Here is a 14,701-nt window from a genome sequence, read left to right as displayed (position 1 = left end):
GTGCCGGGGCGGGCGCGTGCGCGGGCTGCGGGCCGTACGGGGCCTGGGGGGCCTGCGGGGCCTGGACCGGGGCGCCGAACGACGGCGCCGGGGCGGCGGCCTGCGGCGGCGGGGCGAATCCCGGCGTGGCGCCGGCCTGGGCCGGGGCGGGGGCCTGCGGCTGCTGCGGGGCCTGCTGCTCGTCCTCCTCGGCGACCTCGCCGCCGAAGTTCTTCAGCAGCGCGGCGAGCCCGCCGTCGAAGCCCTGGCCCACGGCGGCGAAGCGCCACACGTCCTTGAGGTAGAAGTCGCCGAGCATGACCGCGCGCTCGGTGCTGAACTCCGCGCCCGTGAAGGAGTACCGGACGACTTCCTCGCCGCCGGCCACGATCCGGATGTAGCCCGGTCCGATCTGCGACATCTGTCCGGCGCCGTCGATCGTGGCGGTGAAGGACAGCTTGTGGATGCTCGCCGGGACGCGGTCCAGCGTCACCCGGAAGGACTCGGTGTCGCCGGCCTGCGCGCCGAGCTGCTGGATCGACTCCTCCGGCGACTTCGGCTGGTTGTAGAAGACGAAGTACCGGTCGTCCGACAGCTGCTCGTTGGCGTCAAGGCCGAAGCAGCTGATGTCGAAGGCGAGTCCCGGCCCGGCGATCTGCACGCCCACGTACAGATCCGTGCCTGCCGTCAGATCGCTGATCCTGGCCTTGTGACCGCGTTGGAATTCCCTGGCCATACGTAACGACCGTCCCCCATCCCGACAGTGAATTGCGTGCCGCTCAGGCTAGCCGCATCCGCCGACATCCGGCCAAGTCGGTACCGACCCGGTACATATCGAGACGTGGGCCGCCCGGGTGCGCGGGCGGGTCACTCCTCGCGGGCCGCGGGGACCTTGGGGAGGCGCTCGGCGGCGACCACTCCCTCCAGGAAGCCGCGGGCCCGCTCGGTGCGCGGGTAGGCCTCCAGCAGCTCCCAGAAGCGGGGGCCGTGGCCGGGCACGAGGAGGTGGGCCAGCTCGTGGAGCAGCACGTAGTCGACGACGTACTCCGGCATCCCCTGGAGGCGGTGGGAGAGCCGGATGCTGCCTTCGGCGGGGGTGCAGGAGCCCCAGCGGGTGTTCTGGTTGGTGACCCAGCGCACCGAGCGGGGGCGGGCCCGGGCGCCGAGGTACTGGTCGGACAAACGCTCGGCGCGTTCGGTGAGTTCCTCGTCCCCGAGGGTGCGTTTGCTCTCCTGCGCGGCCAGTTTGTCGAGCATGACCCCCACCCAGCGCTGTTCCTCGGCCTCGGACATCCGGGCAGGGATGAGGACGACCGTACGGTCACCCTCGCGGTAGGCGGATACGGTCCTGCGGCGGCGCGCGCTCCGGCGGACTTCGACGGCGCGCTGCTGTGGGTCGGCGGACACGCCCAAGACCGTACCCGCTCGCCTGGCCGAAGTCCCCCCGGTCCACGGTTCGAACATGATCGGTTCGCACGGGGCACAGGAAGCGCCCGCTTTCTCCATCTCATATGCCTAATAGGCCTCGCCTGTGGACAAATCCGCGCACGGAGCGCGGCGGGCGGGCACTCTGCGAAGGACGGGAATGAGGCGGGGTTCGCAGGAGGGGAAAGCCATGTATCCGAAGGTGAAGCCGGCGCTGGCGAGGGCCTGGCGGGATCTGCAGACGGTGCAGTTCGGGGTGACGCCCGCGCATGCGGTGGTGCTCGGCCCGGTGGACACGGCGACGGGATCGCTCATCGACCGGATCGACGGGACGCGGGGGATGGAGCTGCTGCGCGCCGAGGCGGTGGCGGTGGGGCTGCCGGAGGGGCAGGTGGACGCACTGGTCCGGCGGCTGGCGGCGGCCGGGCTGCTGGACGACGCCACGGCGGGCGGCCCGCGGGCCCAGGCCGTGCGCAAACGGCCCGAGACCCTGGAGCGGCTCGGGCCCGATCTGGGCTCGCTGTCGCTGGTGCACCGCGAGCCCGGGGGCGATTTGCGGGGGATCGCGGCCCGGCGGGCCATACGGGTCCAGGTGCGCGGGAGCGGCCGGGTGGGCGGGGTCATCGCCGGGGTCCTGGCGGCGGCGGGCGTGGGCCGGGTCGAGGTACTCGACGGCGGCCGGGTGGAGCCGGCGGATGTGGCGCCGGGCGGGCTCGGGCCGGCCGGCGTGGGCCGGCTGCGGGCGGAGGCCGCGGCCGCGCTGGTCCGCGCATCGGCCCCGGGGCGCCCGCCGCGGACCGCGGAACACGAGGGACCCGAGCCGGGGGTGTCCCTGGTGGTGGTCGCGCCCCGGGACGGCTTGCAGGCGTGGGCCCCGGATCCGGGCACCGCGGCCGACTGGATCGCCGCCGGCACCCCTCATCTGTACGCCGGGGTGCTGGAGGGCACCGGGCTGGTGGGACCGCTGGTGCTGCCGGGGGCCACGGCGTGCGCGGGCTGCATGGAACGCGACCGGGTCGAGGCGGATCCGGCCTGGCCCCGGATGCTGGTCCAATGGCGCTCGGCACACCGCCGCCGGGCCACCGCGGCCTGCGACCTGGGCCTGGCCACGGCAGTGGCCGGTCTGGCCGCCGCCCACGCCCTGTCCTTCCTCGACGGGGAGCTCCCCGCCTGCACGGCCTCCCGCTGGGAAGCCGCCCTCCCGGCCCTCCACTGGGAGCGGACGCCCTTGCGCCCCCACCCCGGCTGCCCCTGCTCGGCGGCCCGGATCCCGGCCGGAGGGGCGGTGGCGTCGTGAAGGCTCGATCAGCGCTCCGGCCGTGCGGGGCCGCGAGGGTGGACACTGTCCGGCGGCGGGCGATTACCCCGTATTCGGGGTGGGCGCCTCGGCCGGGGCGGGGCTGGGACGCCATGACAGGATGCGGTTGGCCGAGGGGTCAACCTGAACCGCCGCTTGCGGCACAGCTGTCTGGGAATTGGAGGGGCGCATGTCTGATCTTCCCCGGAAGGCGGTCACCCGTACCGTCAAGCTGGCCGCGCTGCCGCTCGGCTTCGCGGGCCGGGTCACCTGGGGGCTGGGGAAGCGGATCGGGGGCAAGTCGGCGGAGATCGTGGCGCGCGAGCTCCAGCAGCGCACCGCCGAGCAGCTGTTCCGCACGCTCGGGGAGTTGAAGGGCGGTGCCATGAAGTTCGGGCAGGCGCTCTCGGTCTTCGAGTCGGCCCTGCCCGAGGAGGTCGCCGGGCCGTACCGGGCGGCGCTGACCAAGCTCCAGGAAGCGGCCCCGCCGCTGCCCGCCCAGACCGTGCACCAGGTGCTGGCGGACCGGCTGGGGGCCGACTGGCGGGACCTGTTCGAGGAGTTCGAGGACAAGCCGGCCGCGGCCGCCTCGATCGGACAGGTGCACCGGGCGGTGTGGCACGACGGCCGGCAGGTCGCGGTGAAGGTCCAGTACCCGGGAGCCGGTGAGGCGCTGCTGTCGGACCTCAAGCAACTGGGCCGGTTCGCGGGGCTGCTGGGGCCCCTGATTCCGGGTATGGACGTCAAGCCTCTGATCCAGGAGTTGCGCGACCGGGTTTCGGAGGAGCTGGACTACGAGTTGGAGGCGGAGGCCCAGCGGATCCACGCGGACGCGTTCGAGGGCGACGAGGACGTGGTCGTTCCGGACGTCGTGCACCAGGGCGACCAGGTGCTGGTGACCGAGTGGATGGAGGGGACCCCGCTGTCGGAGGTGATAGCCGACGGCACCCAGGAGGAGCGCGACCGCGCCGGGCAGCTGCTGGCCCGGTTCCTCTTCTCGGGGCCCGCGCGCACGGGACTGCTGCACGCCGATCCGCACCCGGGCAACTTCCGCCTGCTGGCGGGGGCGGACGGCCGGATGCGGCTGGGCGTGCTGGACTTCGGCACCGTCGACCGGCTGCCCGGCGGCTGGCCCAAGCCGATCGGCACCTCGCTGCGGATGACGCTGGAGGGCGATGCCGAGGGGATCTACGGGCACCTGTGCGCCGAGGGGTTCGTGAGGGAGTCCATCGAACTGGACCCGGAGGCGGTGCTGGACTATCTGCTGCCCATCATCGAGCCCGCCCAGGCTGAGGAGTTCACCTTCACCCGGCCGTGGCTGCGCGGTCAGGCGGCCCGGATCGCGGATCCCCGCTCCCCCGCACACCAGTTGGGCCGGCAGATCAATCTGCCGCCCTCGTACCTGCTGATCCACCGGGTGACGCTGAGCACCATCGGGGTGCTCTGCCAGCTGGGCGCGACGGTACGGCTGCGGGACGAACTGGAGTCCTGGCTCCCGGGGTTCCTGCCCGAGGGGTGAGCGCGCGGGCCCGCGGACCTGCGGGCCCGGGATCACCACCAGGAGGAGTCGAGGCGGCCCTCGATCGCCCTGAGGTTGGCTCGCGCGCAGTCGACGCAGAAGTACTGTCTGGTCCCGTTCTCCACCGAGCAGGTCCAGGTGGGCGGGGCGCCGTCGGGGGCCTTCTTGCCGCAGCGCGCGCAGACGACGGGCTGGGCCTCGGGTCCCGACGGGGCGGGGCGGGGATTCGGCTGGTCCACCTCCAGACGATATCCCCGCGAGGGCTGGAGAGGCGTCCGCAACGCACCGGGGGGACCGGTCCGTTCGGACCGGTCCCCCGTACGCTGCTGCGCCGCTGGTCAGCGGCGGTTCAGCCGCTGATCAGTGCATGACGGCCATGGCGAGTGCCCGCCGGGCGCGCAGCGAGACGCGCTCGGCTCGCCGCTGCATGCGGCGGGCGGCGACCAGGCGCACGGCGCGACGATCGGCGTCGGCCTCGCGCATGCGGTCGTCCATATGGGCACGGGCCAGGGCTTCTGGGATGAGTTGCATTTCTCGGGTCCTGTTCTGACGCGAGGTGATCGCGCCGGCGGTGATGAAGTCTGCGTGGGCGGAGCCGTGCGGCTGCTCGCTCGTCGTGTGGGCGGTCATGAGGGCCTGCTTCAAGGGGTCGTGCGTCACGGGGCGGTCGATGGTTCCGATGGCGGTCATGCCGCGACAACCGGGTTCTTGCGCGGACGGCCACGGGGCCGCTTCCGGGCTACGACAACGCCCTGGACGAACAGCTCGCCACCCCAGACACCCCAGGGCTCGCGGCGCTCGAGCGCACCGGCGAGGCAGGCCTCGACCAGCGGGCAGGTGGCGCACAGGGACTTGGCGTACTCGACGTCCGCCGGGGACTCGGCGAAGAAGACCTCGGGGTCGTAGGTACGGCAGGCGACGGGTACGCCGAGGTTCTCGATGGCGTCGTCGAGCGCGGTCAGCGCGGTGAGGGGAGTCAAGGTGGAGTCCTCCGGGACTGCGGGCGGGGAGATCGTCTGGGTCTGCGGTACGGACGGGGCGTGCGCTTCGAGTTGCACGGTGTTTTCTTCCTCGTCTTGGTTGGCTAGTCGTTCCGGCCGGGTTCGGCCGGGGGCGGCTGGTACCTGGTCTTGCCAGTCCCGAGGCTCCTTCGTGCCGTCGTCCCCCGGTCGGGGACAAACAGAAGGGCCGCGGATCCCGGGTGGGGTTCCGCGGCCCTGAAGGCGCCGGCCTGATCTTGGATCAGGCTGGATCACTCCAGGGTTCGAGCCCACGGAAGGCCCACATCAGGTGGTGCTGCTGCTTCGTCTGCGTCGTCTTGGATCCGGCACCGGCTGCGGCCGCAAACCCATAGGCGCCATGCGCCTGGGCTTCCAGTACTGCCACCGGTGCCTGGGTCGGTCGCTCATTCCGCTCGCTCGCCAGGAGCGCGGAGGGCGCGGCCAGCAGGGCGCGGCTGTCAGCGGAAATCGCGGACAGACCGGTACCCAGGAGCGGGAGGAGCGAGAAGGAGCCGAGCGTGCAGGAAGCGGCGACCGAGCGATCGGTCATTTTGGTGGTGGTGATGAAGCTGGTCACTGGTCTCGCCTCCTCTCGGCGTCTCGGGGACGGGGGCCCGGGGGCCTGTCCCATACGTATTCGGATAAGTACAGCACGGATCCGGAGCTTCGGAGAAGCCACCGTTTCCGTTGCTAAGAACCTATGGGGATTCGCTGGGCATGTGCAAACTATTTTTCCGACGAGTTTCTACGCGTCGTCAGCATCCGCGCCCCCGCGCTCTTGACCTGCACAGATGGCCAGGACATCGGCTCCGTACCGGTCGAGCTTGCGGCCGCCGACTCCAGAGATCATCGAGAGCTCGCCCGCCTCGGACGGCTGGGCCTCCGCGATCGCGACGAGGGTCCTGTCCGTGAACACGCAGTACGCGGGCAGTCCCTGCTCCTTCGCCTGCCCCGCGCGCCACTCCCGCAGCCGCTCGTAGAGTCCTTCGTCCATGTCGGACGGGCAGTCGTCGCAGCGCATCAGTTTCAGCTCGGCCGCCTCGGTGAGGGTCTTGCCGCAGACCCGGCACAGCGCCGGGCCGCGGCGGCCGCGCCCCCTGACCGCCCTCTCGGCCGGGGCGCCCGTCCGGCTTGCCGGGGCCGCAGAGCCCGGCCGCAGCCCGTTCAGGAAGCGGCTGGGGCGTCGGGAGGCCCGGCCGCCCGGAGCCCGGGAGAGCGCCCAGGAGAGCGTCAGGTGCAGCCGCGCCCGCGTGACGCCGACGTAGAGCAGCCGGCGCTCCTCCTCCACCTGCTCGTCGGTCTTGGCGTACGTGATCGGCAGCATGCCGTCGGTGAGGCCGGCCAGGAACACGGCGTCCCACTCCAGGCCCTTGGCGGCGTGCAGCGAGGCGAGGGTGACGCCCTGGACGGTCGGGGCGTGCTGGGCGGCCCTGCGCTCGTCCAGCTCGACGGTCAGGTCCGCCAGGGTGGCCCCGGGCCGGCCGCGGGCGAAGTCCTCGGCGAGCCGGACCAGGGCGGCCACCGACTCCCACTGGTCGCGGACGGCGCCGGAGCCCGCGGGCGGCTCGGCGCTCCAGCCGGTGGAGCTGAGCACGGCGCGGACCTGGGAGCCGAGCTCGACGACATCGTCGAGCAGCGGGTCGTTGCCCCCGGAGCGGGCGGCGCCGCGCAGGGCGAGGATCGCCTTCTGCACCTCGCCGCGCTCGAAGAAGCGCTCGGCGCCGCGCAGCTGGTAGGGGACCCCGGCGTCGGCGAGGGCCTGCTCGTAGACCTCGGACTGGGCGTTGATGCGGTAGAGCACGGCGATCTCGCCGGCCGGGACGCCCGCCGCGATCAGGTCCCGGATGCGCAGGGCGACGCCCTCGGCCTCGGCGGGCTCGTCCGGGTACTCGGCGTAGACCGGGTCGGGTCCGGGCTCGCGCTGGGAGACCAGCTCCAGGCGGTGCTCGGCGGCGCGGCCCTTGGCCTGGGCGAGGAGCCCGTTGGCGAGGTGGACCACCTGGGGGGTGGAGCGGTAGTCGCGGACCAGCTTGACCACGGTGGCCCGCGGGTAGCGGGTGCGGAAGTTCAGGAGGTGGTCCGGCGTGGCGCCGGTGAAGGAGTAGATCGTCTGGCTGGCGTCGCCGACGACGCAGAGGCTGTCGCGCTCGCCGAGCCACAGGTCCAGCAGCCGCTGCTGGAGCGGGCTGACGTCCTGGTACTCGTCCACCACGAAGTGCTGGTACTGGGAGCGGATCTGCTCGGCGATGTCGTGGCGGTCCTGGAGGATGCCGACCGTGAGCAGCAGCACGTCCTCGAAGTCGATCGTGCCGCGGTCGCGCTTGAGCTGCTCGTACGCCCCGTAGATCTGGGCGATCTCCGCCATGTCCCGGGGGGCCTCGCGGCCCGCCTTCAGGGCGGCCGCCGGATAGTCGGCGGGCACGGTCTGGGTGACCTTCGCCCACTCGATCTCACCGGTGACATCGCGCAGCTCGCCCCGGTCGAGCCGGATGCGGCAGCGGGCGCCGGCCTCGGCGACGAGCTGGACCTTGCGCTCGACGAGCCGGGGCACCTCGCCGCCGATCGCCTTGGGCCAGAAGTACTGGAGCTGGCGCAGGGCGGCGGAGTGGAACGTCCGCGCCTGCACCCCGCCCGCGCCGAGGGAGCGCAGGCGGCCGCGCATCTCGCCGGCGGCGCGGTTGGTGAACGTGACGGCCAGCACACTGGCCGGCATCAGCTGGCCGGAGCGGACCCCGTAGGCGATCCGGTGGGTGATGGCCCGGGTCTTGCCCGTGCCCGCGCCCGCCAGCACGCACACCGGCCCGCGCAGGGTCGTCGCGACCTCGCGCTGCTCCGGGTCCAGGCCCAGGAGCACCGCGTCGGCCGAGTCCGCGCCGGCGGGAAAGGAGGAGAGGTGCGTTGCTGATGTCACCCCAACATGCTGCCAGGTCCCGAGGGGCGGGCGGGAAAGTTGTCCACAGGGTGCGCGCATTCATCGCATGGGCTTACCGGACGCACTTGACGTACTTGGACGTCACGGCCGTACCGCGGGTGCGGGAATGGCCCCGCGGTCCCGTACGTTCGAGTACTCGGACCACCCAGACCCCACAGAGGAGAGCGCAGCATGCAGGACACGGGTTCCGTCACGATGTACAGCACGACCTGGTGCGGCTACTGCCGCCGGCTGAAGACCCAGCTGGACCGGGAAGGCATCGCGTACAACGAGATCAACATCGAGCTGGACCCGGAGTCCGCGGCGTTCGTCGAGAAGGCGAACGGCGGCAACCAGACGGTTCCGACCGTGCTCGTGAAGTCCGCCGCCGGTGCCGAGTCGGTCATGACGAACCCGAGCCTGGCCCAGGTCAAGCAGGCCCTCGCCGTCTGACCCGCAGCCCCCGCGCACGGCGCGCTGCGCGTTGCGCAGTGCGCACACAGAAAGGCCCCCGCCCTCGGCGGGGGCCTTCTGCTGTCCGCCACTGTCTGCCACGCCGTGCGCGCCGCCGTGTGACGAGCGTTACCCGACCGAGCGCGGCAGCGGCTCCCCGTACCAGCGCTCGACCAGGCGGGCCGCGATGGAGATCCCCGACGGGGGCAGCATCTCGCCCGACTCGAACGCGGCGCGCAGCTCCTCGCGGGAGAACCAGCGGGCCTCCTCGATCTCCTCGCCGTCGACCGTGATCTCGGTGGTCGTGGCGCGCGCCGTGAAGCCGAGCATCAGGCTGTACGGGAACGGCCAGGGCTGGCTGGCGACGTACTCGACCTCGCCGACCTTGATGCCCGCCTCCTCCCACACCTCGCGCACGACCGACTGCTCGATCGACTCGCCCGGCTCCACGAACCCGGCCAGCGTCGAGAACCGTCCCTCCGGCCAGTGCACCTGGCGGCCCAGCAGCGCGCGGTCGTGCTCGTCGGTGACCAGCATGATCACCGCCGGGTCGGTGCGCGGGTAGTGCTCGGCGCCGCAGCCCGGGCAGCGGCGGATGTGCCCGGCGGCCGCGACCACCGTGCGTTCGCCGCAGCGGGAGCAGAAGCGGTGCATCCGCTGCCAGTTCTCCAGGGCCACGGCGTGCACCATCAGCCCGGCGTCGCGCGGGGAGAGGAGCAGCCCGGCCTCGCGCAGGCCGGCCGGGCGGGCCAACTGGTCCATCCGGCCGGGCAGGGAGTCCTTCTGGAGCGCGAAGTACCGTACGCCGTCGTCGTCGGTGCCCAGGAAGTAGCGGTGCGTCTCGGTGACCGGCGCCTCGAAGGCCGGGGTCATCACGATCCCGGTGCCGCCGTCGGGGGTGTCGTCGATCAGGACCTGACCGCCGGAGACCACGAAGACGCGGGTCGTCGGGTGGCTCCAGGCGGCCGCGAGCCAGGCCTCGTCGAGGCGGTGGTGCGCGGCGCGGTCGATTCCGCTGGGCGCGGCGAGCGAGATCGGGTGCTCGGTATGGGTGCTCACAGGTACTTCCAACTCCCCCGGTGGTGGGACACGGGCAGGCTCAGTGACTCGTGACTCGTGACTCGTGACTCGTGACGCGATGACTCGGTGACTCGGTGACTCGGTGATTCGATACGGCTGTGGGTGCCTCAGGCGGGCTTCCCGTGGGAGGCGGCCAGGTCGCCCCACAGGTAGGCGGCCGTCTCGACGCCCTTGAGGAGCAGGTCCAGCTCGACCTTCTCGTTCGGCGAGTGCCAGCCGTCGGACGGCACGGAGATGCCGAGGAACAGGACGGGCGCGTCCAGTACGTCCTGGAGGTCCGCCGCCGGTCCGGAGCCGCCCTCGCGGGTGAAGCGGACCTTCTCGCCGAACGCCCGGCCCATGGCCCGTACGACGGACTGGAGCGCCGGGTGGTCCAGCGGGGTCAGGCAGGGCCGGGTGGGGGCGCCGAAGACGATGGAGTGCCGGATTCCGTCCGGGATCCGCGCCGCGACCCAGTCCCGGACGGCCGCCTCGACCTCGTACGGGTCCTGCCCGGACACCAGGCGGAACGAGAGCTTCAGGTGGGCGGAGGCGGGCACGATGGTCTTGCCGCCGGGACCCTGGTAACCACCGCCGATGCCGTTGACCTCGGCGGTCGGGCGGGCCCAGACCCGCTCCAGGGTGGAGTAGCCCTTCTCCCCCGCGGCGGCGTGCGATTTGGCCGTGCGCAGCCACTCGGACTCGTCGAACGGCAGCTCGGCGATCAGTGCCCGCTCCTCGTCCGTGAGCTCGGCGATGTTGTCGTAGAAGCCGGGGATGGTGACCCGCTCGTCGGCGTCGTGCAGCGCCGCGACCAGGCGGGCGGCGACGGTGGCCGGGTTGGGCACGGCGCCGCCGAAGGCGCCGGAGTGGATGTCCTGGTCGGGCCCGTACAGGTCGATCTCGCAGTCGGCGACGCCGCGCATGCCGGTGCAGACGGTGGGGGTGGTCTCGGACCACATGCCGGTGTCGGAGACGATCACGATGTCGGCGGCGAGGCGCTGCGCCTCGCGCTCGACCAGGGCGCGGAAGTTCGGCGAGCCCGACTCCTCCTCGCCCTCGATGAGCAGCTTGAGGTGCACGGCCGGGGCCTCGGCGCCGGTGGCGGCCAGGTGGGCCCGTACGCCGAGGGTGTGGAAGAAGACCTGGCCCTTGTCGTCGGCGGCGCCGCGCGCGTACATGCGGCCGCCCTGGACCACGGGCTCGAACGGGTCGGTGTGCCAGCCGTCGGCGACCGCGGCGGGCTGCACGTCGTGGTGCCCGTAGACGAGGACGGTCGGGGCGTCCGGGTCCGCGCTCGGCCACTCGGCGAAGACGGCGGGAGCGCCGGGGGTGGGCCAGATCTCGGTGACCGGGAAGCCGGTCTCCTTGAGCTTCGCGGCGAGCCACTCGGCGCTGCGACGTACGTCGTCCGCGTGCTCGGGCTGGGCCGAGACGGAGGGGATGCGCAGCCACTCGGCCAGGTCGTCGAGGAACGCGGCGCGGTGGGTGTCGATGTACGTGCGGACGACGCTGTCCGCCGGGGTTTCGCTCATGCCTACGAGCCTAACTGTCGGGGTGCCGGTCACTTTCCGTGCCCGATTTGCCTTGGAGGATCCGCTCAAGACGGTCCCGGCCGGGGAGGTCGCGGGGGCGGATCACGCGGCCGCTGCGGACGTGGAGGAAGGCGGCGGTGACGCGGTCGAGGGGCGTGCCGGTGGTCTCCGCCCAGCCCAGGCGGTAGACGGCGAGCTGGAGGGGGTCGGCTTCGGTGGTGCGGCCGGTCTTCCAGTCGACGATCTCGTAACCGCCGTCCTCGGTCCGGTACACGGCGTCGATCCGGCCGCGGACGACGCGGCCGGCGAGGGTGAGCTGGACCGGGACCTCCATGCGGTACGGGGTGCGCTCGGCGTACTCGCTCCGCTCGAAGGCGGCCTTGAGGGAGTCGAGGTCGGCCTCGTCGACGATGTCCTGGTCGGAGCCGGGCAGCTCGGTGGCGGGGTCGAGGACGTCGAGGAGCGGCAGCGGGAGCTCGTCGAAGCGGGACTCGACCCAGGCGTGGAAGCGCGTGCCCTGGCGCGCCGCGGGCTGCGGGGGCTTCGGCATGGGGCGGGCGAGGTCGCGGGCGAAGCCCTGCTCGTCCGCGGCGAGGCGCAGCAGCTGGCTGGCGGAGAGGGCGGCCGGGAGCTCGACGTCGCGCACGGCGGCGCGGGCGCGCCGCAGCTCGCCTTCGAGGGCGTCGAGGTCCCGGTCCCAGGAGGCGACGGCCCGGGCCTCTTCGGGGGTGAGGGCGGCCCTTCCCGCGGTACGCCGTCCGCCACGCGCGTGCGGGACGGATGCTGCGGCGGCGCCCGGCGGGGAAGCGGTGGCCTCGTCCGGGGCCCACAGGTCATCGTCGTCCGGCGCGCCGGCGGCGGGCTCCTCCGCGTACGACGGCTCCTCACAGTCCGGGGGCCACAGGTAGGGGTCCTGCTCCGGCTCCGGGGCGGGCTCCGGCTGCGGGGCGGCCAGGTGGGACTCGACCAGGGCCGCCGCCGCGCGGCGGAGGGTCAGGGACGCCGGGTGCAGGGGGAGCGGCCAGGACTGGTCCGGGGTGGACTCCGTGGCCAGGGACGGGTTCTCCGCGTCCGGGTCCGGTTCCTCCGCCCAGGCTTCGATCTCGCCGTGCCCCGCCGCGCAGTGCGCGTGCAGGGAGGACAGGAACGGGGACGGGCCCCGGCGCTTCTTCTGCGTCGGGCCCCACCAGTGCCCCGAGCCCAGCAGGAGCTTGCGGGGGCGGGTGAACGTCACGTAGCCCAGGCGGAGTTCCTCCACCGCTTTGTGCTCCTTCAGGGCGGACTTGAAGGACTTCAGGCCCGCCGAGGTCCACGCCGGGTCGGCCGGAAGGGTGTCCGCGTCACCGCGCAGACCGTACGGAAGGACCTTGGCGTACGAGGTCCACGGCTCCGGGGCCTTCTCCTTCGGGAACGAGCCCGCGCACAGGTCCGGGACCACCACCACGTCCCACTCCAGCCCCTTGGACTTGTGGGCGGTGAGCACCTTCACCGTGTTCTCCCCGCCGGGGAGGGCGTGGTCCAGGCCCTTCTCGTACTGGACCGCCGTGCGCAGGAAGCCGAGGAAGGCCAGCAGGCTCGCCTCGCCGTCGAGGGACGCGAAGCCGGCCGCCACGTCCAGGAACCCGGAGAGCGACTCGCGCCGCCGGGCGGCCAGCGCGTGCGGCGACGCCGACAGCTCCACGTCCAGGCCGGTCGCGCCCAGCACCCGGTGCAGTACGTCCATCAGCGGGTCCGCGAGCGAACGCCGCAGGTCGCGCAGCTCCTGGGCGAGGTGGGCGAAGCGGACCCTGGCCGCGGGAGAGAACGGCAGGTCGTCCGAGGCGGCCGCGGAGCCGTCCAGGAACGTCTCCAGCGCGTCGGCCAGGGAGACGACCTCCGCCGGGTCCACGCCCTCCACCGCCGCCGCGAGGCGCTCCTGCGGGTCCACCTCGCCGGGCGCGCGGCCGATGAGCTGCCGCGCCCGGCGGCCCAGCAGCGCCAGGTCGCGCGCGCCGATCCGCCAGCGCGGGCCGATGAGCAGCCGGACGAGGGAGGCGTTGGCGCCCGGGTCCTGGAGCACCTCGCACACCGCGACGAGGTCCGCGACCTCCGGCAGGTGCAGCAGCCCGGACAGCCCGACGACCTCCACCGGCACGTCCCGGGCCACCAGTACGGCCTGGATCTGCGCGAAGTCCCGCGCCGACCGGCACAGCACCGCGATCTCGCGCGGCTCCGTCCCCGTACGGACCAGGTGCGCGACCGAGTCCGCGAGCCACTCCAGCTCCTCGGCGTGCGTGTCCAGCAGCGCGCAGCGGACCGAGCCCGCCCGCTCCTCCCCCGGCGCCGCGCGCAGCGCCTCCACGCCCTCGTGCATCGAGCGCAGCGGCGCGGCCAGCTCGTTGGCCAGGTCGAGGAGGCGGCCGCCGCTGCGCCGGTTCTCGCTCAGCGAGAACCGGGTCGCGGGGCGCCCGTCGGCGTGCGGGAAGTGCTCGGGGAAATCGTCCAGGTTGGCCACGGACGCGCCGCGCCAGCCGTAGATCGCCTGGCAGGGGTCGCCGACGGCGGTCACCGCGTGCCCGCTGCCCCCGCCGAACAGGCCGGACAGCAGCAGCCGCTGGGCCACGGAGGTGTCCTGGTACTCGTCGAGCAGGACCACCCGGAACTCCTCGCGCAACAGTGCCCCCACCTCGGGCCGGGTGGTGGCCAGCTGCGCGGACAGGGCTATCTGGTCGCTGAAGTCGAGCAGGTCGCGGGAGCGTTTGGCGGTGCGGTAGCGCTCGGTCAGCTCCAGCAGTTCGAGGCGGCCGCGGACGGCCTCGGGGACCTTGCGCAGGTCGTCGTTGGTGAGCTTGGCGCCGGCGAGGGCGTCGAGGAGCTCCGTGTCGTACGCGCGCAGCTCGGCCGGGGTGACCAGGTGCTCGGAGAGTTCGCCGTCGAGCGCGAGCAGGTCGCTGACCAGGTCGGGGACGGATTTGGTCAGCGCCGGGTACGGGCCGGGGGCCTCGCGCAGCACGCGCGCGGCGAGCTGGAAGCGGGTGGCGTCGGCGAGGAGGCGGGCGCTGGGCTCCAGGCCGATGCGCAGGCCGTGGTCCGTCAGGAGCTGTCCGGCGAAGGCGTGGTACGTGGAGATGCGCGGCTCGCCGCCGGCCGCGTCGGCCTCGGCCGGAGAAGGGTCCGGGTCGGTGATGCCGGCCCGCGCGAGGGCCTTGCGTACGCGCTCGGCGAGCTCGGCGGCGGCCTTGTTGGTGAAGGTCAGGCCGAGGACCTGCTCGGGGGCGACCGCTCCGGTGCCGACCAGCCAGACGACGCGGGCGGCCATGACGGTGGTCTTGCCGGAGCCGGCGCCGGCCACGATGACCTGTGGGGCGGCGGGGGCGGTGATGCAGGCCAGCTGTTCGGGCGTGAAAGGGATGCCGAGGAGCTCCTTGAGCTGCTCGGGGTCGGTGAGGACGGACGGACGCGCGGACACGTGAAGAGGCTAGCCGGACCCACCGACACTCCCGGCCGCCGTCTCACCGGCCGGTCGATCACCGGCGGGCCGCC

Annotated in this window: 13 protein-coding genes; 3 read left to right on the top strand and 10 right to left on the bottom strand. The window is 73.2% G+C overall.

From position 1 onward, the window contains the following. Both ADK52_RS36555 and ADK52_RS36550 read right to left on the bottom strand, forming a co-directional pair. On the bottom strand, positions 1-715 hold a 715-nt coding region (locus ADK52_RS36555), incomplete at its 3' end, for a TerD family protein (RefSeq protein WP_199828603.1). 131 nt (positions 716-846) lie between these two features. Beyond that, a complete protein-coding gene (locus tag ADK52_RS36550) occupies positions 847-1,443 on the bottom strand; it encodes a M48 family metallopeptidase (RefSeq protein ID WP_420715002.1) in 597 nt (198 codons plus the stop codon). A 151-nt stretch (positions 1,444-1,594) separates the two neighbouring features. Between ADK52_RS36550 and ADK52_RS36545 the strand changes: the two genes are divergently transcribed. Then, positions 1,595-2,701, top strand: coding sequence for a ThiF family adenylyltransferase (locus ADK52_RS36545; protein WP_063784024.1), 1,107 nt, complete (start codon positions 1,595-1,597; stop codon positions 2,699-2,701). A gap of 190 nt (positions 2,702-2,891) precedes the next feature. Next, positions 2,892-4,220 carry an ABC1 kinase family protein gene (locus ADK52_RS36540; protein ID WP_053694143.1) on the top strand — a complete coding sequence of 443 codons (1,329 nt, stop codon included), beginning with the start codon at positions 2,892-2,894 and terminating at the stop codon, positions 4,218-4,220. Between the two features lie 32 nt (positions 4,221-4,252). Here ADK52_RS36540 and ADK52_RS36535 read toward each other — a convergent pair whose 3' ends face one another. From ADK52_RS36535 to ADK52_RS36515, 5 genes are all read right to left on the bottom strand, one after another. Continuing rightward, positions 4,253-4,459, bottom strand: coding sequence for a hypothetical protein (locus tag ADK52_RS36535; protein WP_053694142.1), 207 nt, complete (start codon positions 4,457-4,459; stop codon positions 4,253-4,255). Positions 4,460-4,580: 121 nt separating this feature from the next. Further along, positions 4,581-4,910, bottom strand: a complete 330-nt coding sequence (locus ADK52_RS36530; RefSeq protein ID WP_053694141.1) for a hypothetical protein — start codon at positions 4,908-4,910, stop codon at positions 4,581-4,583. Then, positions 4,907-5,278, bottom strand: a complete 372-nt coding sequence (locus tag ADK52_RS36525) for a WhiB family transcriptional regulator (RefSeq protein ID WP_030153506.1) — start codon at positions 5,276-5,278, stop codon at positions 4,907-4,909. The genes ADK52_RS36530 and ADK52_RS36525 overlap by 4 nt, the downstream gene beginning before the upstream one ends. Before the next feature lie 184 nt (positions 5,279-5,462). Next, on the bottom strand, positions 5,463-5,798 hold the full coding sequence (locus ADK52_RS36520; protein ID WP_063784023.1) for a hypothetical protein: 336 nt from the start codon (positions 5,796-5,798) through the stop codon (positions 5,463-5,465). Between the two features lie 168 nt (positions 5,799-5,966). Further along, the gene (locus tag ADK52_RS36515) at positions 5,967-8,192 is read right to left on the bottom strand and encodes an ATP-dependent DNA helicase UvrD2 (RefSeq protein ID WP_053694140.1); all 2,226 of its coding nucleotides are present in this window, start codon (positions 8,190-8,192) and stop codon (positions 5,967-5,969) included. A 132-nt stretch (positions 8,193-8,324) separates the two neighbouring features. Between ADK52_RS36515 and ADK52_RS36510 the strand changes: the two genes are divergently transcribed. Continuing rightward, positions 8,325-8,585: a mycoredoxin gene (locus tag ADK52_RS36510; RefSeq protein ID WP_030153502.1), complete on the top strand. Its 261-nt coding sequence runs from the start codon at positions 8,325-8,327 to the stop codon at positions 8,583-8,585. Positions 8,586-8,714: 129 nt separating this feature from the next. On the opposite strand, the gene nudC is transcribed toward ADK52_RS36510, so the two are convergent. The 3 genes from nudC to ADK52_RS36495 all read right to left on the bottom strand — a co-directional run bounded on the left by nudC (position 8,715) and on the right by ADK52_RS36495 (position 14,627). Beyond that, entirely contained in the window at positions 8,715-9,656 is a 942-nt protein-coding gene (gene nudC / locus ADK52_RS36505) for an NAD(+) diphosphatase (RefSeq protein ID WP_078988878.1), read from the bottom strand. Positions 9,657-9,772: 116 nt separating this feature from the next. Next, a complete protein-coding gene (locus ADK52_RS36500) occupies positions 9,773-11,179 on the bottom strand; it encodes a dipeptidase (protein WP_053694138.1) in 1,407 nt (468 codons plus the stop codon). Between the two features lie 10 nt (positions 11,180-11,189). Further along, positions 11,190-14,627, bottom strand: a complete 3,438-nt coding sequence (locus ADK52_RS36495; protein WP_053694137.1) for an ATP-dependent DNA helicase — start codon at positions 14,625-14,627, stop codon at positions 11,190-11,192. Between the last annotated feature and the right edge of the window lie 74 nt (positions 14,628-14,701).

Origin of the sequence: Streptomyces sp. WM6372, from assembly GCF_001279655.1 — a bacterium.
Lineage (GTDB): Bacteria > Actinomycetota > Actinomycetes > Streptomycetales > Streptomycetaceae > Streptomyces.
Note: the sequence above shows the minus strand (reverse complement) of the source record. Positions and strands in the feature narration are given on the sequence as shown.